This is a genomic window from Serratia sp. N21D137, assembly GCF_047530005.1.
Taxonomy (GTDB): domain Bacteria; phylum Pseudomonadota; class Gammaproteobacteria; order Enterobacterales; family Enterobacteriaceae; genus Chania; species Chania fonticola_B.
In genome coordinates this window covers 43955-61994 of sequence record NZ_JBLJAJ010000011.1, presented here as the reverse complement: position 1 = coordinate 61994, position 18040 = coordinate 43955, and the positions used below count along the sequence as shown (strand labels likewise).

The 18040-nt window shown below is 54.1% G+C and carries 14 protein-coding genes; 9 read left to right on the top strand and 5 right to left on the bottom strand.

The genetic code is table 11. The features are described 5' to 3' along the window. Nucleotides 1-10 precede the first annotated feature (10 nt). From ACMV5H_RS11110 to ACMV5H_RS11095, 4 genes are all read right to left on the bottom strand, one after another. Entirely contained in the window at nucleotides 11-1519 is a 1509-nt protein-coding gene (locus ACMV5H_RS11110) for a PTS transporter subunit EIIC (protein ID WP_059199250.1), read from the bottom strand. Nucleotides 1520-1695: 176 nt separating this feature from the next. Next, nucleotides 1696-2427, bottom strand: coding sequence for a MurR/RpiR family transcriptional regulator (locus ACMV5H_RS11105; RefSeq protein ID WP_059199249.1), 732 nt, complete (start codon nucleotides 2425-2427; stop codon nucleotides 1696-1698). Between the two features lie 76 nt (nucleotides 2428-2503). After that, a complete protein-coding gene (locus ACMV5H_RS11100; protein ID WP_414821847.1) occupies nucleotides 2504-2950 on the bottom strand; it encodes an N-acetyltransferase in 447 nt (148 codons plus the stop codon). Beyond that, the gene (locus tag ACMV5H_RS11095) at nucleotides 2947-3519 is read right to left on the bottom strand and encodes a DNA-3-methyladenine glycosylase I (protein ID WP_021181354.1); all 573 of its coding nucleotides are present in this window, start codon (nucleotides 3517-3519) and stop codon (nucleotides 2947-2949) included. The genes ACMV5H_RS11100 and ACMV5H_RS11095 overlap by 4 nt, the downstream gene beginning before the upstream one ends. A 193-nt stretch (nucleotides 3520-3712) precedes the next feature. On the opposite strand from ACMV5H_RS11095, the gene ACMV5H_RS11090 reads away from it, so the two are divergent. The 8 genes from ACMV5H_RS11090 (at nucleotide 3713) to ACMV5H_RS11055 (ending at nucleotide 15819) form a co-directional block, all read left to right on the top strand. Then, nucleotides 3713-5701 carry an autotransporter outer membrane beta-barrel domain-containing protein gene (locus tag ACMV5H_RS11090; protein ID WP_414821846.1) on the top strand — a complete coding sequence of 663 codons (1989 nt, stop codon included), beginning with the start codon at nucleotides 3713-3715 and terminating at the stop codon, nucleotides 5699-5701. A gap of 790 nt (nucleotides 5702-6491) precedes the next feature. Then, a complete protein-coding gene (locus ACMV5H_RS11085; RefSeq protein ID WP_414821845.1) occupies nucleotides 6492-7235 on the top strand; it encodes a helix-turn-helix transcriptional regulator in 744 nt (247 codons plus the stop codon). A 282-nt stretch (nucleotides 7236-7517) separates the two neighbouring features. Next, nucleotides 7518-8426, top strand: a complete 909-nt coding sequence (gene glyQ, locus ACMV5H_RS11080; protein ID WP_021181351.1) for a glycine--tRNA ligase subunit alpha — start codon at nucleotides 7518-7520, stop codon at nucleotides 8424-8426. Between the two features lie 8 nt (nucleotides 8427-8434). Then, nucleotides 8435-10504, top strand: coding sequence for a glycine--tRNA ligase subunit beta (glyS, locus tag ACMV5H_RS11075; protein ID WP_414821844.1), 2070 nt, complete (start codon nucleotides 8435-8437; stop codon nucleotides 10502-10504). A 198-nt stretch (nucleotides 10505-10702) separates the two neighbouring features. Then, nucleotides 10703-11422 (top strand): DUF3053 domain-containing protein, encoded by a 720-nt coding sequence (locus ACMV5H_RS11070; RefSeq protein ID WP_414821843.1) that lies wholly within the window; start codon nucleotides 10703-10705, stop codon nucleotides 11420-11422. A gap of 547 nt (nucleotides 11423-11969) precedes the next feature. Continuing rightward, complete coding sequence (locus ACMV5H_RS11065) at nucleotides 11970-13886, top strand: PTS mannitol transporter subunit IICBA (RefSeq protein WP_414821842.1); 1917 nt, start codon at nucleotides 11970-11972, stop codon at nucleotides 13884-13886. A gap of 62 nt (nucleotides 13887-13948) precedes the next feature. After that, nucleotides 13949-15097, top strand: a complete 1149-nt coding sequence (locus ACMV5H_RS11060) for a mannitol-1-phosphate 5-dehydrogenase (RefSeq protein ID WP_115160318.1) — start codon at nucleotides 13949-13951, stop codon at nucleotides 15095-15097. Nucleotides 15098-15261: 164 nt separating this feature from the next. Then, a complete protein-coding gene (locus ACMV5H_RS11055) occupies nucleotides 15262-15819 on the top strand; it encodes an MltR family transcriptional regulator (protein WP_368438933.1) in 558 nt (185 codons plus the stop codon). Here the strand turns inward: ACMV5H_RS11055 and ACMV5H_RS11050 are convergent. After that, a complete protein-coding gene (locus ACMV5H_RS11050) occupies nucleotides 15816-16424 on the bottom strand; it encodes a LysE family translocator (protein ID WP_414821841.1) in 609 nt (202 codons plus the stop codon). The two genes, ACMV5H_RS11055 and ACMV5H_RS11050, sit on opposite strands and share 4 nt — an antisense overlap. A gap of 137 nt (nucleotides 16425-16561) precedes the next feature. Between ACMV5H_RS11050 and ACMV5H_RS11045 the strand changes: the two genes are divergently transcribed. Next, nucleotides 16562-18031 (top strand): PLP-dependent aminotransferase family protein, encoded by a 1470-nt coding sequence (locus ACMV5H_RS11045; protein ID WP_414821840.1) that lies wholly within the window; start codon nucleotides 16562-16564, stop codon nucleotides 18029-18031. Nucleotides 18032-18040: the final 9 nt, after the last annotated feature.

The window sequence follows — 18040 nt, the reverse complement described above, 5'->3', positions numbered from 1 at the left end:
GTAGATGAATTTAGGCCATTTCAGGCTTGTTGAGCGGTGCCGCTGGCGCAGGCTGTTCTTCTTTGAAGCCGACGATATAGGTTAGTACCGCACCAAGCACAAATGCCACGCAGATGGACAACAGGAAGCCAAGGAACTGCGGCATATGGCCTTCTTTAAAGAACACCGGCAGCACGGCAATCCCCGGCAGGCAATAGCTCCATGACACCGCGTTGAAGGCTCCGGCAATGGAACCGCCGACCGCACCGGCGACACAGCCGCAAATCATTGGGCGTTTCAGACGTAACGCCACGCCGTAGATGGCGGGCTCCGTGATGCCAAACAGGGCGGTCATGCCCGCAGACAGCGAAACGCGCTTCATCTCCGGGTCTTTGGATTTCAAATAGACGCCCAGCACGGCACCTGCCATGGCAAACACCGGCGAGGCTTGCAGGCCGGTAAAGGTGTCATAACCCAGTGTGGCATAGTTCCCCACGGTGACCGGCGTGATCCCCCAGTGTACGCCCAGCGTGACCAACGGCATCCACAGTGCGCCTACCACCGCTCCGGCAATGGAAGGGCTGAGGTGATACAGCGTGTTATAGACGCCACCGATGGCACCGCCAATCATGTTGCCGATCGGGCCAAAGGCCAGCAGCGTCAGCGGCACCATGATCGCGATACAGAACATCGGCGTGAACAGGTTGCGGATCACCAGCGGCAGGATGCGTTCAAAGAAACGCTGCACATAAGACATGATCCAGACCATCAATATGATCGGGATCACCGAGGCGGTGTAGCTGAGATACTGCACCGGCATGCCCAGGAAGGTGAGGGGATCGGCGTTAATCGGGATACCGGCCACCTCGGCCAGCACCCTGGCAATCTGTGGGTTATTGACGGCTTCCTGCATCAAAGCCTGCATGGCCGGATCGGCAGAGTTCACCAACAGGATTTTATTGGCGGTGAGCATGTTCATATAATCTGGAGAGACCAGCGCACAGGCCGCGATCACTGCGGTGAACGGGTTGACGTTGAATTTTTTCGCAGCGGTGAAGGCCACCATCACCGGCAGGAAGGTGAAGCCGGTCCAGGAAACGAAGTTCAGGATACGATAGGTGCCGCTGGCCGGATCCATCCAGCCCAAGGCAGCAAACAGCGAGATGAGCCCCTGCAACACCCCGCAGGCTGCCAGCGGATACAGGAAGGGGGCGAAGATGCTGGAGATAATGTCCATCAGGCGGCTGACGATGCCGACGTTCGGCGCGCTGACCGCCACGTTTTCATCCATATTGACCAGCTTCAGCACTTCCCGATAGGCATCGCCGACGTGGTTGCCGATCACCACCTGCAATTGGCCGCTGGATTCGATAACGGTAATAACGCCTTTGACGCGTTTCAGCGTATCTTTATCGGCCTGGCTACTGTCTTTTAGAATAAATCGTAAACGGGTGGCGCAATGTGTGACATTAATCACATTATTATCGCCGCCAATCAGGCGCACGATCTCTTTTGCCGAGTCAGCATAATTAATTGCCATCAACGTAACTCCATCTGTGGGGTACAGAAATATCGGGCTTTATTGTAGGTCGAAGGTGATTTCTAAATGGATAGTAGCAAACGGCAAGAGAATGTCACGATATAACAAAATGGCGAAATAGTGATTTGTTACATGTAAAAAACAGGGTGTTATTTAACGTGCTTTAGCTAATGAAATTAATGGCCGAGGCTTTTAGCCAGCTTTTTCCCTATCGCCTCCAACATATACATCACCGGTACCTGGGTAGTGATATCGTATTCGCTGGCAATGCGGATTTGCGGCATGTGATAAGAGAGATTAAAGTCCGCCATGCGCGCCAGTGAAGAGGTTTCGCTATTGGTAATGCTGACGATCTTACAGTTATGCAGGCTAAACTGGCTGGCCAATTTAAGAATTTCTGGCGTTTCTCCAGAAACCGATAAAATAATGGCTACCGCGTTTTTATACATATCGCTACTGATGGGATAATAAGGATCATCGATATAATTACTGAATTTACCAACGTTAGAGAAAAAACGGGCGCCGTACTTACCTAAGGTGCCGGATGTTCCTGCTCCAACAAAGATGATCCGTTCCGCGTTGGCAATGTGCGCTGCCGCATCCGTAATTAACTGTTCAAACTCTTCATTGTTAATACTCTTGAAGAAGCTGACAATTTCACTGACGCCGGAGGTTAGCAGCAGCTTGTCTTCCTGTTCCAGATAGAGTTTAAAACGAATGCGGAATTCCGAATAGCCGCTGAAATTCATTTTCTTACAAAAGCGTAATACCGTGGTGGTGGAGACCTTGGCACCGTCCGCCAGCTCGCGAATGGTCATATACATGACCTTGTCCTTATTTTTGATGACGTAGTTGTACACCATCAATTCAAGACCGTTGAGCTTGGATAAGGCGATATGGGTAAACATGCGGGATCTCGTTGACAAGGTTGGCTGCCAAAGTACCAGAAGCGGGCAGGGATGACAAAGCCCGCCCGCTGCTTCTTCAGGGGTAGCGTAGTTCGGTTGCGGCCCAGTTCATGATCAGCGTATGGGCCTGGGTCTCCTGGTTGTATTGGCGCTGTACTTCATTGAATCCAAGCTTGCGGTAAAAGGCGCAGGCCCGCAGATTCTGCTCGTATACCTCCAGGCTCAGCCAGCCGTGCTGTTGCTGCACGTGCTCCATCAGCGCTGCTCCGACGCCTTGGCCGTGGAAGCGTTCATCGACAAACAGCGCACCCACAAAGCGTTCATCCAGCACGCTGATAAAACCGGCGATCTGCTGGTGGTGCAGATAAACCCAGGTTTTGGCGCGCGGCAGATAGCTTTCACGCACCAACTGGGCGGTTTGCTGCCAATAATCGGCCGCGATAAACGGATGGGCTTGGGCGGTACTTGCCTGCCACAACGTCATTAGTGGCTCGATATCGGCCGGAACGGCGGTACGGATCATGCCTGGCGCTGCTTTGGGTGACAGAAGCAACCGGTAACATGATCGTTCACCAGGCCGCTAGCCTGCATAAAGGCATAGCAGGTGGTTGAGCCGATAAATTTAAAGCCGCGCTTTTTCAACGCCTTGGACAGGGCATCGGACTGTTCGGTTTTGGCTGGGACTTCGCCAAGCGCCTGCCAGTGATTGATCAGCGGCTTGCCGGTGACGAATTGCCAGATAAAGGTGACAAAATCCTCTCCCGCGGCTTCCATCGCCAGATAGGCCTTGGCATTGTTGATAATCGCCTCAATCTTGCCGCGATGGCGGATGATGCCGCTGTCTTGCATCAGCGTTGCCACGTCTTGTTCGGTCATGGCTGCGATGCGCTGCGGATCAAAATTGTGGAAGGCACGGCGGTAGTTTTCACGTTTTTTCAGCACGGTGATCCAGGAAAGACCGGCCTGCTGACCTTCCAGGCACAGCATTTCGAACAGCTCGCGTGCGTCGGTGGTGGGTACGCCCCATTCCTGGTCATGATACTCAAGATATAGCGGATCGGCGGTAACCCAACCGCAACGTTCGTTGGCCATACGAGGATTCCTTTTGCTGTATTTATTTACAGGTAATCATCGCCGTAAGTAGCCTGCTTGGCAACCCTTTGCACGATTTATCGTCAGTTAACTTGACGTTATGTGAATCCCCGCAATATTTACTACACGGCTATAGCGATAACTGCCAACGATAAGAACAGGATTTCCTCTATTTATGACTAGGAGTCTATTTATGCCTCTGAAAAGACAGGGTAAGCACATCCCAACGGTGCTTGCCGTGGCGTTAGCTTTTTGCCTCAGTGCTACGGCACAGGCTTACGATCAACTTTACGTGTTTGGTGACAGCCTGAGTGATACCGGCAATAACGGCCGCTTCACTTATGACAGTAACCAACATCGGCTGTATGACGAAATACTGGGCCAGCGCATCGGTGCCGCGCTGGTGGCGTCCGATAACGGTGGCTACAACTATGCTGCCGGTGGTGGCGTGGCCGTACCGGCGCTAAACCCGGCGGACAATACCGAGGATCAGCTACAAAGCTACCTTGCGCGGGTTAACGGCAGGGCCGACGGCGACGGTCTGTATATTCACTGGATTGGCGGTAACGATCTGGCCGCCGCGGCGATGAATGTGGCAACCGCACCGGAGGTGGCCTATACCAGCGCCGCGGCGGCGGCGACGCAGGTGCACGCTTTATTGAACGCCGGTGCCGGGACGGTGATAGTGCCAACGGTACCCAATATCGGCTCAACCCCTCAGTTGATGGAACTGATTATCCAGCAGGCGCTGGGGCCAGTGCAGGGCGCGGCCATACTGGCGGCGTACGGCAAGCTTAATACTCTCGCCACGCCGGATAACGCTTCGCGCCAGCAGGCGATCCATCAGGCTTTAGGTGCCGCGGCACAGCAGGCCAGCAGCAATCCTCTGGTGCAACAGGCCATCGCTGCCCAACTGAGCGCGGCTTTTGACAGTTTCAGCGCCCAGGCGGCCCAGCTTACCGATTTTTATAACCAGAGCGAAGATCGCCTGTTGGCTCAGGGCGGCGGTAATATCGTGCGCGTAGATGTCAACAAACTGTTCAGCGAGGCGATCGCCAATCCGGGCCAGTTTGGTTTTACCAACACCGCCGGTATGGCCTGCCCAGCGGGAGTTTCTTCGGCAGTATGCAGTTCGTCCATGCCTGGCTTTAACAGCGAGCAGGCTTATCTGTTTGCCGATCATTTCCACCCCAGCCCGCAGGCCCACCAACTGATCGCCGATTATATTCAGGCGGTATTGGATGGCCCGGCACAGGCGGTGGCACTCAACCAGGCAACCGCCGCTTTCGCGCGTGATAGCCGTGCTACCCTGGACAGCCGTTTTCAGCAGCTACGCACCAGCAGCAATCCGCAGGGGTCATTTGGCGTGTTCGGCGGCTATGCCGGGCAACGTTACGATTATTCTGCCAATACGGTTGCCGGGGATGGCGACGCCACCACGCATAACCTAACGCTGGGCGTGGATTATCAACTGACGGATGAGTGGCTGATAGGTGCGCTGATCTCAGGTTCCAACGACAATCAGCAACCTTCCAGCCGTTACGATTATAAGGCGCGTGGCGTGCTGCTGTCGGCCTTCAGCTCAGTGACGCTGTTTGAGCAGGGATGGGTCAATGCCGATTTGCACTATGCCAGCGTGAATTACGACGACATTAGCCGCAGTATGCAGCTGGGTTCGCTAACCCGCACAGAAACCGGCGATACCGATGGTAAGCAGTGGGGCGCACGCGTTACTGCGGGGTATGACTTCCCAATCGCTTCGTACCTCACCACCGGGCCGATGGCCCAGTTTGCCTGGGATTACAGCAACGTCTCCGGTTATAGCGAGAATGGCGACAATAGTACGGCCATGCGTTTCAACGATCAGACCTATCATTCGCAGATCGGCGCTGTAGGATGGCGATTGGATAGCCAACTTGGGGTAGTTAATCCCTACGCGGAGGTGAGCTATCAGCATCAGTTCGGTGATGGCGTTTACCGGGCAGGCGGTGGATTGAAATCGACCCAGACTTCATTCACCCGCGACAGCGCCAGCCAGGATAAAAACTGGATGGATATCACCTTGGGCGCGAATATGCCATTGAGCGATCGGGTGGCGGCGTTTGCGACGGTTTCGCAAACCAGCGGCTTGAGCAGTGGTGAGCAATTTATGTACAATGTGGGGGTCAGCGCGCGTTTTTGAAGAGGGGGCTTTAATCCTGATTGCCCGGTGCCAGAGGGTTTGGTGCCGGGAAGAATAGGGGGAGCAACACTTACCCTTATTACGGGACAGCACCTGATATACGGGGCTGTCAGCCCAGTTCGCCATTGCCTTTCCCGAGTCCTTCACCGAAAAAGTACAGTGTCTGACTGTACTTTAGTATAACTATCATTTGCTCCTAAAAGACTTTATCGTTACGGCATAAGAGCAAAAGATTTAAATAAAAAAAACTGATCCCGTTTAAAGGATCAGGAGCCAATTCGGCCAACACCAGGGAAATTTTGTTGTCATTATTATAAATAACAGGTTGTCTGTCAATTGTTCTCTCGCTCGCCAATCAACGAGTGGGAGCGCTTTTGCGTGCCTGAAATATATAAAAAACGTATCAATCTCAGCCCCTATCATTAGTTTTTTAGCTTTAACCTGTTATTAACAATCAGAAAATGAGCTATTATCAGATATGACGTGGTGTTTTTTGACGAATGTTAACATTTTTGGCAAAAAAACACCCAATGAAAAACACTTCAGCAACTAAAAAATTTATCACGCAGACTGTCGTAAACCCGTTATTAACGCAGTGAAAAAATCAGGCTTTGATATCTTAGGGTGAACGTGGTTAAAAAACACAGTTCTTTCATTAAATATATCAAGCATTAATATCATCACGGAATTTTTTTACTCACTATGAGTTTTCTGTTTTTTTTATGATAAAATATTACCTCTATGCTGTGCTCTGAAATTTGTAACGGGAATTTCAATAAGGAGACTTTGCGTGTCGAGTTTATTCTTTAATAATGAATTTATTAACTCAGTCATAAAGAGTTATTTGGAAGCAAACTTACAAGAGTATAACAGCATAAAGTACGCTTATGCGATCATGAGCAAAATAAACCCTGCCGATTTCGCCATCATTTCTAACAAAACAGAATGGTTTGAGTTTTACACCGCAAATAACTACCAGCTTATCGATCCGGTATTGATTACGACATCCCGGCGAGTGACTCCCTTCGTCTGGGATGAAAATATTAAGAACGGCGCTGGGTTAAAATACCCCAATATTTTTGAGATGGCCAAGAATTATAACATCATCAATGGCTATACGTTTGTGTTGCACGATCATAATAATAATCTGGTGGTGCTGTCTCTTTTTATGGATGACGCCTGTGACGAAAATATAGAAGAGATTATCAAAGAGAATCAACATAAACTGCAAATGCTGTTGATCACCGTGCATGATAAATTAACCGCACTTTATCACGAACTGAATAACACCAGCGATGATGACCAAATCAACCAAAAAGAGCTGTTCTCCAAGCGCGAGAATGAGGCGATTTACTGGGCAAGCATGGGAAAGTCCTATCAGGAAATCGCGCTGATTTTGGGGATCAAGCTCACCACCGTAAAATATCATATCGGCAACGTGGTCAAAAAATTAGGCGTTACCAATGCCAAACATGCCATCAGGCTAGGCGTCGAACTGAAGCTCATCAGGCCGGTGCTTTACGAGCGGGAATGAGAGTGGCCAAGCGCTCAACGTTGCCTTCCGGCTTGAACGTATCGATGATCAATGTCGGATGGTGTAGCGGTTGCTTAGGCCGCCCCTATTCATTGAGGCTTATCGCCTGGTTCAATCTCGTTCAGGCAACAGCTATCGACTCGATCCCTTCCTAACTGGCCGCGAAGCGCGATTTTTTCACGAAGATTGACACTTGCTGCGGGATTCTGGCTGTATATCTTACGGTCAACGGGTATACTGACCCATTCTGTTAAATCCACTTGTATCGCGTGCGAAATCAACATGCAAAAGTTTGATACCAAGACCTTTCAGGGTCTGATCCTGACACTACAGGACTATTGGGCGCGCCAGGGCTGCACCATCGTGCAACCGCTGGACATGGAAGTTGGCGCGGGGACATCCCACCCGATGACCTGCCTGCGTGCACTGGGCCCGGAGCCAATGGCCACCGCCTATGTGCAACCGTCACGTCGCCCAACCGACGGCCGTTACGGGGAAAACCCGAACCGCCTGCAGCATTACTACCAATTCCAGGTGGTGATTAAGCCATCGCCAGAAAACATTCAGGAACTCTACCTGGGTTCCTTGAAGGAACTGGGTCTGGATCCGACCATCCACGATATCCGCTTTGTGGAAGACAACTGGGAAAACCCGACGCTCGGCGCCTGGGGTCTGGGTTGGGAAGTATGGTTAAACGGCATGGAAGTCACGCAGTTTACCTATTTCCAGCAGGTTGGCGGTCTGGAGTGCAAACCGGTCACCGGTGAGATCACCTACGGTCTGGAACGCCTGGCGATGTACATCCAGGGCGTGGACAGCGTCTACGATCTGGTGTGGAGCAACGGCCCATTGGGCGTTACCACCTACGGCGACGTGTTCCATCAGAACGAAGTGGAGCAGTCTACCTACAATTTCGAATACGCCGATGTCGATTTCCTGTTCTCCTGCTTCGAGCAGTATGAGAAGGAAGCACAAACGCTGCTGGCATTGGAGAAACCGCTGCCGCTGCCGGCTTATGAACGTATCCTCAAGGCTGCTCATACCTTCAACCTGTTGGATGCACGCAAGGCGATCTCGGTTACCGAGCGTCAGCGCTATATTCTGCGTATTCGCACGCTGACCAAAGCCGTTGCCGAGGCCTACTACGCTTCCCGCGAAGCGCTGGGCTTCCCAATGTGTAACAAGAAGTAGAGGCAGCTATGACACAACAGACTTTCCTGGTGGAAATCGGCACGGAAGAGCTGCCGCCGAAGGCTCTTCGCTCACTGGCAGAAGCCTTTGCCGCCAACTTTACCGCTGAACTGGACAATGCTGGCCTGGAACATGGCGAAGTGAAGTGGTTTGCCGCTCCGCGCCGCCTGGCGTTGAAAGTGGCGGATCTGAGTGCTGCGCAGGCCGATCGTGAAGTTGAAAAACGCGGTCCAGCCATTGCCCAGGCATTCGATGCCAGCGGCCACCCGAGCAAAGCGGCCGAAGGTTGGGCGCGTGGCTGCGGTATCACCGTCGATCAGGCCGAGCGCCTGGTGACCGATAAAGGCGAATGGTTGCTGTATCGCGCCCATGTGCCAGGCCAATCTGCCCAGCAACTGCTGGCCGGTATGGTGAGCACCGCGCTGTCCAAGCTGCCAATCCCGAAACTGATGCGCTGGGGTGATAAAGAAACCCAGTTCGTCCGCCCTGTGCATACCGTGACCCTGCTGCTGGGTGCAGAACTGATCCCTGGCACCGTGCTGGGTATCGACTCTGCCCGCACTATTCGCGGCCACCGCTTTATGGGTGAAGCCGAATTCACCATCGATAATGCCGATCAATACCCGCAGATCTTGTTGGAGCGCGGCAAAGTGGTGGCGGATTATCAAACCCGTAAAGCCTTGATCAAGCGTGATGCCGAGTTGGCTGCACAGCAGATTGGCGGTAAAGCCGATCTGAGTGAGAGCCTGCTGGAAGAAGTCACCTCGTTGGTCGAATGGCCAGTGGTGCTGACCGCCAAGTTCGAAGAGAAATTCCTGGCGGTGCCGGCGGAAGCGTTGGTGTACACCATGAAGGGCGATCAGAAGTATTTCCCGGTGTATGACGCCGCGGGCAAACTGCTGCCGAACTTTATCTTCGTCGCCAATATCGAATCGAAAGATCCGCAGCAAATCATCTCCGGTAATGAGAAGGTGGTGCGCCCACGTCTGGCGGATGCCGAATTCTTCTTCAATACCGACCGCAAGCAACGCCTGGAAGACAACCTGCCGCGTCTGGAAACCGTGCTGTTCCAACAGCAACTGGGCACCCTGCGCGCCAAGACCGACCGTATTCAGGCCATGGCGGGCTGGATCGCTGGCCAGATCGGGGCTGACGTCAACCACGCCACGCGTGCGGGGTTGCTGTCGAAGTGCGATCTGATGACCAACATGGTGTTCGAATTCACCGACACCCAAGGCGTCATGGGCATGCACTATGCGCGCCACGACGGTGAAGCTGAAGACGTGGCGGTAGCGTTGAACGAACAGTACCAACCACGCTTTGCCGGTGATGGGCTGCCGCAATCGTTGGTGGCCTGCTCGTTGGCGATTGCCGACAAGATGGACACTCTGGCCGGGATCTTCGGCATCGGGCAACATCCAAAAGGCGATAAAGACCCGTTCGCACTGCGCCGTGCTGCGCTGGGTGTGCTGCGTATTATCGTTGAGAAAAACCTGCCGCTGGATCTGCAAACCCTGACCGAAGAGGCTGTCCGCCTGTATGGTGACAAGCTGACCAACGTCAAGGTGGTGGATGAGGTTGTCGACTTTATGCTGGGCCGTTTCCGTGCCTGGTATCAGGAAGAAGGCCATGCGGTGGATACCATCCAGGCCGTGTTGGCTCGTCGCCCAACCAAGCCAGCAGACTTCGATGCGCGGGTAAAAGCAGTGACGCATTTCCGTACGCTGGAAGCCGCAGCGGCATTGGCGGCTGCCAACAAGCGTGTTTCCAATATCCTGGCTAAATCCAACGATACGCTGCTGGACCAGGTCCACGCATCGGTATTGAAAGAACCGGCCGAACTGAAGCTGGCAACCCACTTGGTGGTGCTGCGCGATAAGCTGCAACCGTTCTTCGCCGAAGGCCGCTACCAGGAAGCGCTGGTAGAATTGGCCGCACTCCGTGAAACCGTGGATGCGTTCTTCGACGGCGTGATGGTGATGGCAGAAGATGAAGCGGTGCGTGTGAACCGCCTGACGCTGCTGAGCAAGCTGCGTGAGCTGTTCTTGCAGGTCGCGGATATCTCCGTACTGCAATAATGGTGTAAAGTCCAAGAAAAAGCGCCTGCGGGCGCTTTTTCTTCTCTGATAGCGGCCGCGCAACGGTGAGTTATTCTGCGAGCCTCGCACAATCACATTTCGTATCGCTGGCAGTTGATCTATTCTTGTAGACGCACGGAGGGCGGCAGACGGCATGGAATCCGATAAAAGACACGTTTAAAACAGGAGTTATGTCACATGGCTGTAGGGATCCAGAGCAGAAGTTTCGCGCGTTGGCTGGCACCGGTGTTGGCATTGCTGGTGGTTATGCAACTGACCGCCTGCGGCGATAAAGAGCCGGAGCAGCGCAAGGCATTCGTTGATTACTTACAGAATACGGTCATGCGCAGTGGCGTACATATACCGACGTTGAGCGAAGATCAGAAACAGAAATTCGGTGCTTATACCAGCGATTACGCCATTCTGGTGGGTTTTTCCCAGCAGTTGACGAAGTCGGTGGACGCCAGCCTGACTCCGGCGCTGGAGCAGATTAATCAGATCCGTACCGCGCAGGACTATATGAGCAAGCGCGATAGCCTGCAACAGTCGATCGGCGCGTTAAACCTGCTGGGCCAGCAGATCCAGACTGCCAAGGCGCAGGCGGATACCGCTCGCGCGGCGCTGAAACAACCGGACGATCTGAAAGCGGTGTACAACCAGGCGTATGACAAGATTGTTACCGCACCGGCCAATGCGCTGATGCCAGCGATCCCAACCACCGCCGGTTTTGTCCAAGACCTGGTACAGGTAGGGGATTTCCTGCAGGCCCAGGGCAATCAGGTCAGCTTCAACAACGGCGGCGTGCAGTTCCGCACTCAGCAGCAGGCAACGCAGTACAACACCATGATGTCCAATCTGGTGGCCAAGCAGCAGGACTTGCTGAACGCGCAGAAAACCGTGCAGGCGGTAATGCAGTAACCTTTGTTTTAAACAATGTATGTGGGCCAGCGTTTGGTACCACATACATTATTCCGCTTTTTTCCAACTCCTTACCCCTCCCTCCCCCACGTATTTTCTGTACTACACTTCACTTATTCATCACATCTCTTAATGTAGTTTTCTTTCATCCACGCCATGGTTATTTCCCGACGGTGTGGAAGCCTACAGGGAAGATGTCATTTCAAGCCACGGCCCGGTGGTCGGATGTGAAATAAATTGTGATTCTTGTCACATTTTAAAAACAAACATCAGTTCTTAAAGTGTGATTGGTATCACGTTTTTGGTGCATTTAGCCAGTATATCTTCTCTTTGTATTTTTTTTACACCTGATAAGTGTGATGAATATCACTAAATTAACTGGGGTGTAGGGGCAATATTAGTGATTGTGATCACAAAAATTCCGTGAAGTTCGCGTAGTAAAAAGAGCGTGGTAGAGTCCGTTTTGCAAACAGCATCAACAGGGCTAGAACGTTACAACAATTATCGCGCGCTCTTATTGTCAGCGCGTAACAATAGGGGTGTGTTTATGTTTTCACCAGACATCAAGGTTAAAGTGCAAAACTTTGGCCGTTTCCTGAGTAACATGGTGATGCCCAACATTGGCGCATTCATCGCCTGGGGTATCATCACTGCGCTATTCATTCCTACCGGCTGGCTGCCAAACGAGACGTTAGCCAAGCTGGTTGGGCCAATGATCACCTATCTGCTGCCACTGCTGATCGGTTATACCGGCGGTAAACTGGTGGGCGGCGAGCGTGGCGGCGTGGTCGGTGCCATCACCACCATGGGTGTGATCGTCGGTGCAGATATGCCGATGTTCCTCGGCGCCATGATTGTTGGGCCGCTGGGCGGCTGGGCGATCAAGCATTTTGACCGTTGGGTCGACGGCAAGATCAAGAGCGGCTTCGAGATGTTGGTCAACAACTTCTCCGCTGGCATCATTGGTATGCTGTTGGTGATCCTGGCCTTTATGGGTATCGGGCCATTGGTCGAAGCGCTGTCTAAAGTGTTGGCGGCTGGCGTGCATATCATGGTGGTCAACAACCTGCTGCCATTGACCTCGATCTTCGTTGAACCGGCGAAAATCCTGTTCCTGAACAACGCCATCAACCACGGCATCTTCTCACCGCTGGGTATCCAGCAGGCGACGGAAACCGGTAAATCGATCTTCTTCCTGATCGAAGCCAACCCAGGCCCAGGTTTGGGCGTGCTGATGGCCTACATGTTCTTCGGCCGTGGCAGTGCCAAGCAGTCTGCTGGCGGTGCGGCGATCATCCACTTCCTGGGGGGTATCCACGAAATCTACTTCCCATACGTGCTGATGAATCCACGCCTGATCCTGGCGGTTATTCTGGGCGGTATGACCGGCGTATTCACTCTGACCCTGCTGAATGGTGGCCTGGTATCTCCTGCCTCCCCAGGCTCTATCCTGGCGGTGTTGGCGATGACGCCAAAAGGCGCCTACTTCGCTAACCTGGCAGCGGTATTTGCGGCGTTCCTGGTCTCCTTCGTGGTCTCATCTTTCCTGTTGAAAACCTCAAAAGTGAAAGAGGAAGACGATCTGGAAGAGGCGACCCGCCGTATTCAGGACATGAAAGCCCAGTCTAAAGGCGGTGCCGCGGTAAACGCAGCGGTAGACGGCGATCTGAGCACCGTGCGTAAAATCATCGTGGCTTGCGATGCGGGTATGGGTTCCAGCGCCATGGGTGCTGGCGTGCTACGCAAGAAAGTGGCGGACGCGGGGCTGAAGAATATCTCGGTAACCAATAGTGCGATCAACAGCCTGCCGGAAGATGTGGATCTGGTGATCACTCATCGCGATCTGACCGAGCGTGCGATGCGCCATGCGCCGCAGGCTCAGCACATCTCGCTGACCAACTTCCTGGACAGCCATCTGTACAGCGATTTGACCGCTCGCCTGGTGGCCGCTAACAAGACCAGCGAAACCGAGCAGAAGGTGATTTCTACTCTGGATGACAGCTTTGAAGCCAGCGAACAGAACCTGTTCAAACTGGGTGAAAACAACGTGTTCCTCGGTTTGCAGGCCATTGATAAAGAGCAGGCGATTCGTTTTGCTGGTGAGCAACTGGTGAAGGGCGGCTACGTCGAGCCAGAATATGTTCCAGCCATGTTGGAGCGTGAAAAGCTGACGTCTACCTATCTGGGCGAATCCATTGCCGTGCCGCATGGCACCATCGAAGCCAAAGACCGCGTGCTGCGTACCGGCGTGGTGTTCTGCCAGTATCCGCAGGGCGTACGTTTCGGTGACGAAGAGGATGAGGTGGCGCGCTTGGTTATCGGTATCGCGGCGCGTAACAACGAGCATATCCAGGTGATCACCAGCCTGACCAATGCGTTGGATGATGAAACCGTCATCGAGCGGCTGGCGAATACCACCAGCGTCCAGGAAGTGTTGGATTTGCTGGGCGGCAAGAAGGCCTGATAACAGAATTATTTTAAAGGGTGCAGCTTGCTGCACCTTTCTACATTAAGAAAGGGTGGAATATGAAAGCATTACACTTCGGAGCCGGCAATATTGGCCGTGGCTTTATTGGCAAACTGCTTGCCGACGCGCACGCCGAACTGACTTTTGCTGACGTTAACCAGACGGTGCTGGACGCGTTGAACCAACGCAAAAGCTATCAGGTACATGTGGTGGGTGAGCAGGCGCGCGTTGAAGAGGTGAATAACGTCAGTGCCGTTAACAGCGGTAGCGAAGAGGCGGTGGCCTTGATAGCCCAGGCCGATATTGTCACGACCGCCGTTGGCCCGCAGATCCTCGCCAGAATTGCCGGGACTATCGCCAAAGGCCTGATCCTGCGCCATCAGCAAGGCAATAATCAACCGCTGAATATCATCGCCTGTGAAAACATGGTACGCGGCACCAGCCAGCTCAAACAGCACGTGTTCGACGCACTGCCGCAGGATGAACAGGCCTGGGTTGAGCAGCATATCGGCTTTGTCGATTCCGCCGTAGACCGTATCGTGCCGCCAGCCGAGGCGGGCAGCAACGATCCGCTGGAAGTGACGGTGGAAACCTTTAGCGAGTGGATTGTCGATCAGACCCAATTCAAAGGGCAACCGCCAGCCATCGCCGGTATGGAACTGACTGACAACCTGATGGCGTTTGTAGAGCGTAAGCTGTTTACCCTCAATACCGGCCATGCGATCACTGCCTACCTGGGCCAACGCGCCAAGCTGTTGACTATTCGTGATGCAATCCTCGATCCGGTCATCCGCCAGGTGGTCAAAGGGGCGATGGAAGAGAGTGGTGCGGTGCTGATCAAGCGCTACGGTTTTGACGCTGACAAGCATGCCGCCTATATCAACAAAATCCTGTCCCGCTTCGAAAACCCGTATCTGCACGATGACGTAGAGCGCGTAGGCCGTCAGCCGTTGCGCAAACTGAGCGCGGGCGATCGCCTGATCAAGCCGCTGTTGGGTACGTTGGAATACGGTTTGCCGCACGCCAACCTGATCAAGGGAATTGCCGCTGCCATGAGCTACCGCAGCGAACAGGACCCACAGGCACAAGAACTGGTAGACTTGCTGAGCAAACTGGGGCCAAAAGCCGCGCTGGCGCAAATTTCCGGTTTACCGGCCGACAGCAAGGTTGTGGAAGAGGCGGTTGCTGTGTATAACGCCTTGCAGTAAACGCTGTGATATCAAACCAGTGTAAGCAAACTCATTCCCTTTCCCCACGGATAAGGGGTAGGGTGAGGGGGCAAGGCGTCTTTGCCCCCCATTCGGGCTCACTTCCTGTGGTAAATGGGAGGCGCTCGAATGACCACACCGCCCATGCGATTCGAAAAGCGAAGATGATCGAGACACAGGCATTCGAAAACAAGGTTCTGGAAAAGCTGAACGCTGGCAAGACGGTGCGCAGTTTTCTGATCGCAGCGGTCGAGCTGTTGGCAGAAGCGCTTAACGTCCTGGTGGTGCAGGTTTTCCGTAAAGATGATTACGCGGTGAAATATGCCGTCGAACCTCTGTTGTCAGGTGCCGGGCCGCTTGGTGAACTTTCGGTTCGTCTGAAGCTGATGTACGGGCTGGGGGTGATTTCCCGCCACGAATACGAAGATGCCGAACTGCTGATGGCGATGCGTGAAGAATTAAACCACGACGGTTCGGAATATCGCTTTATTGATGATGAGATACTCGGTCCCTTTAGTGAGCTCCACTGCGTCAGCGCCTTGCCGCCGGTTCCCACGTTTCTACAGCCCGGCGAGGCGGATGAATCGTTGATCGCCATGCAACACCAGCGTTACCAGCAGATGGTGCGTTCTACCATGGTGCTGTCGATTACCGAGCTGCTGGCGGAAATCGGCGCCAAGCAGCCCTCCCGGCTCTCCCCGCTCGGTGCTCAAAAGCCTTAAGCCATCAGCGTCTGCCACTCGTCAAACAGCAGCCATAATGCGGTTGTTGCCATTAAGCCCGCCATCACGCCGTTAAATAACCGTAGTTTCCAGGTCACACGCAGAGCGTGGCGTAGCCGATCGCCCATCAACGCCCAGATCAAGATGCAGGGAACATTCACCGCGGTGAAGCCTGCGATGGTTAACAGCGTCTGATGCAGCGTCGCCCCCTCATGAGGAGTGAACAGGATCGCCACGTTGATGGCCATCAGCCAGGCTTTCGGGTTCACCGCCTGGAACAAGGCTCCGCCGATAAAGCGCATTGGCTGCGCCTGCTGTTTAGCATCCGGCGAAGCCGCCTTATACAGTTTCCACGATAGCCACAGCAGGTACGCACAGCCCATTACCGCCAGCGGAAAGCGGATGGTATCGGCCCAGTTAAGGATCAACGCCAGCAATAGCGTTGTGAGGGCTAACTGTGTCGCACAGCCCAGACTGATACCAAACATCATCGGTAAGGTACGCCGCAGGCCGAAATTGACGCCGGACGAAGCCAGCAGCAGGTTATTGGGGCCAGGGGTAATCGACATCACGGTCACGTAACTGATAAAAGCAGAGTCCAGCATAAGGTTTTCCATACATGATTGGGGGGTGATCATCAGCATAAGGGCTGTGGAGTGATGGTGACAGAACCAGAAATCAGCTATTGTCATGGTTACAGTTACGATAATTTCTAACTGTACCCATTAACCGGAGAGAAATTGTGACCCTGCTCGACGAAATCCCGGAAACCCGCTACCTGCAACTGGCGGAGACATTGGCGGCCGCTATCCATCGTGGCACTTTACCGCCCGGTAGCCGCCTGCCTTCGGTGCGCCGCTGCGCACAGAGCCATAGCGTCAGCATCAATACCGTGGTGGCAGCCTATCGCCAGTTGGAAGACCGGGGGCTGATCGAGGCGCGGCCACAGTCTGGCTTTTACGTGCGGGCGACCTTGCCTGCGTTGAAAACGGCGTCGGCACCTAGTAACCGGGTAGAGCAACCGGCGGACGATGTGCTGGCCCTGATCGATACGGTCTTTGCCGCCCAGCAGAACCCGGCCTTCACCAATTTGTCGCTCGCCTGTCCGCAAACCGTGGATTTTTATCCCGGTGGCAAGCTGGGGCGGATGTTGTCATCGCAGTTACGCCGCCAGCCGAATCTGATTGGCCAATACGCTTTGCCGCCGGGCAGCCTGAGGTTGCGCCAGCAGATCGCCCGGCGTTCGATGACGTTGGGCATGTTGCTGGAGCCGAGTGACATCACGCTGACGCACGGTTGTATGGAAGCCTTGCAGCTGGCGCTCAGGGTGACCACCAAGCCGGGCGACTGCGTGGGGTTGGAGTCGCCGACCTATTTTTACCTGTTGCCGTTGCTTGCCAGCCTGGGGCTGAAAGCGTTGGAAATCCCTACCGACCCGCAGCATGGCCTATCGCTGGATGCGCTGGAGTTGTTGCTGCAGGAGAAACGGCTGAATGCGGTCATCGCCATGCCGACGATACAGAATCCACTGGGTTGCACTATGCCGCTGGCGTCGAAAAAACGACTGGCACGCCTGATGAACGATCATCAAGTGCCACTGATCGAAGATGGGCTGTATGCCGAGCTGCAATTTGGCAGCGCGCTTAGCCCGGCGGTGAAGGCGTTTGATAGCGACGGCTGGGTGCTGTTTTGCTCCAGCTTTACCAAAACGCTGGCACCGGATTTTCGCATCGGCTGGGTGGTTGGTGGCCGGTTCAGTGATGCGCTGCGTAAGCTGAAGGCGGTGTCTTCGATGTCGGAGTCGCACTTGCTGTCGGAAACGCTGGCCATGTTCCTGGAGGCGGGGGGATACGATCATCATCTGCGCAATTTGCGCAAACGCTATGCGACGCAGGTGGAAGAGGCCAGGGCGCTGATTGCCCGCCATTTCCCGCGCGGGACAAGAGCGACTCAGCCTGCCGGTGGGTTTGTGTTCTGGGTGGAGTTCCCTGCAGGGGTGGACACGGTGGCGCTATTCCATCAGTTGCTGGATGAGCAGATCTGCCTGACGCCCGGTACGCTATATTCTCCCAGTGGGCGTTATCATAATGGGCTGCGGCTTTCCTGCTGCTATCCATTTAACGCCCGTTACACCCAGGCGCTGGCGCGGGTGGGGGCAAAAGCCTGCGAGATGAGCGGCCTGCCTGCGGGAATTGCGCAAGGTGAGGAGTAACCTGCCGTG

Bases quoted from the DNA above. Each gene is read 5' to 3' on its own strand.
- ACMV5H_RS11110 (WP_059199250.1), bottom strand. From the start codon at position 1,519: ATGGCAATTAATTATGCTGACTCGGCAAAAGAGATCGTGCGCCTGATT.
- ACMV5H_RS11105 (WP_059199249.1), bottom strand. From the start codon at position 2,427: ATGTTTACCCATATCGCCTTATCCAAGCTCAACGGTCTTGAATTGATG.
- ACMV5H_RS11100 (WP_414821847.1), bottom strand. From the start codon at position 2,950: ATGATCCGTACCGCCGTTCCGGCCGATATCGAGCCACTAATGACGTTG.
- ACMV5H_RS11095 (WP_021181354.1), bottom strand. From the start codon at position 3,519: ATGGCCAACGAACGTTGCGGTTGGGTTACCGCCGATCCGCTATATCTT.
- ACMV5H_RS11090 (WP_414821846.1), top strand. From the start codon at position 3,713: ATGCCTCTGAAAAGACAGGGTAAGCACATCCCAACGGTGCTTGCCGTG.
- glyQ (WP_021181351.1), top strand. From the start codon at position 7,518: ATGCAAAAGTTTGATACCAAGACCTTTCAGGGTCTGATCCTGACACTA.
- glyS (WP_414821844.1), top strand. From the start codon at position 8,435: ATGACACAACAGACTTTCCTGGTGGAAATCGGCACGGAAGAGCTGCCG.
- ACMV5H_RS11070 (WP_414821843.1), top strand. From the start codon at position 10,703: ATGGCTGTAGGGATCCAGAGCAGAAGTTTCGCGCGTTGGCTGGCACCG.
- ACMV5H_RS11065 (WP_414821842.1), top strand. From the start codon at position 11,970: ATGTTTTCACCAGACATCAAGGTTAAAGTGCAAAACTTTGGCCGTTTC.
- ACMV5H_RS11060 (WP_115160318.1), top strand. From the start codon at position 13,949: ATGAAAGCATTACACTTCGGAGCCGGCAATATTGGCCGTGGCTTTATT.
- ACMV5H_RS11055 (WP_368438933.1), top strand. From the start codon at position 15,262: ATGATCGAGACACAGGCATTCGAAAACAAGGTTCTGGAAAAGCTGAAC.
- ACMV5H_RS11050 (WP_414821841.1), bottom strand. From the start codon at position 16,424: ATGCTGGACTCTGCTTTTATCAGTTACGTGACCGTGATGTCGATTACC.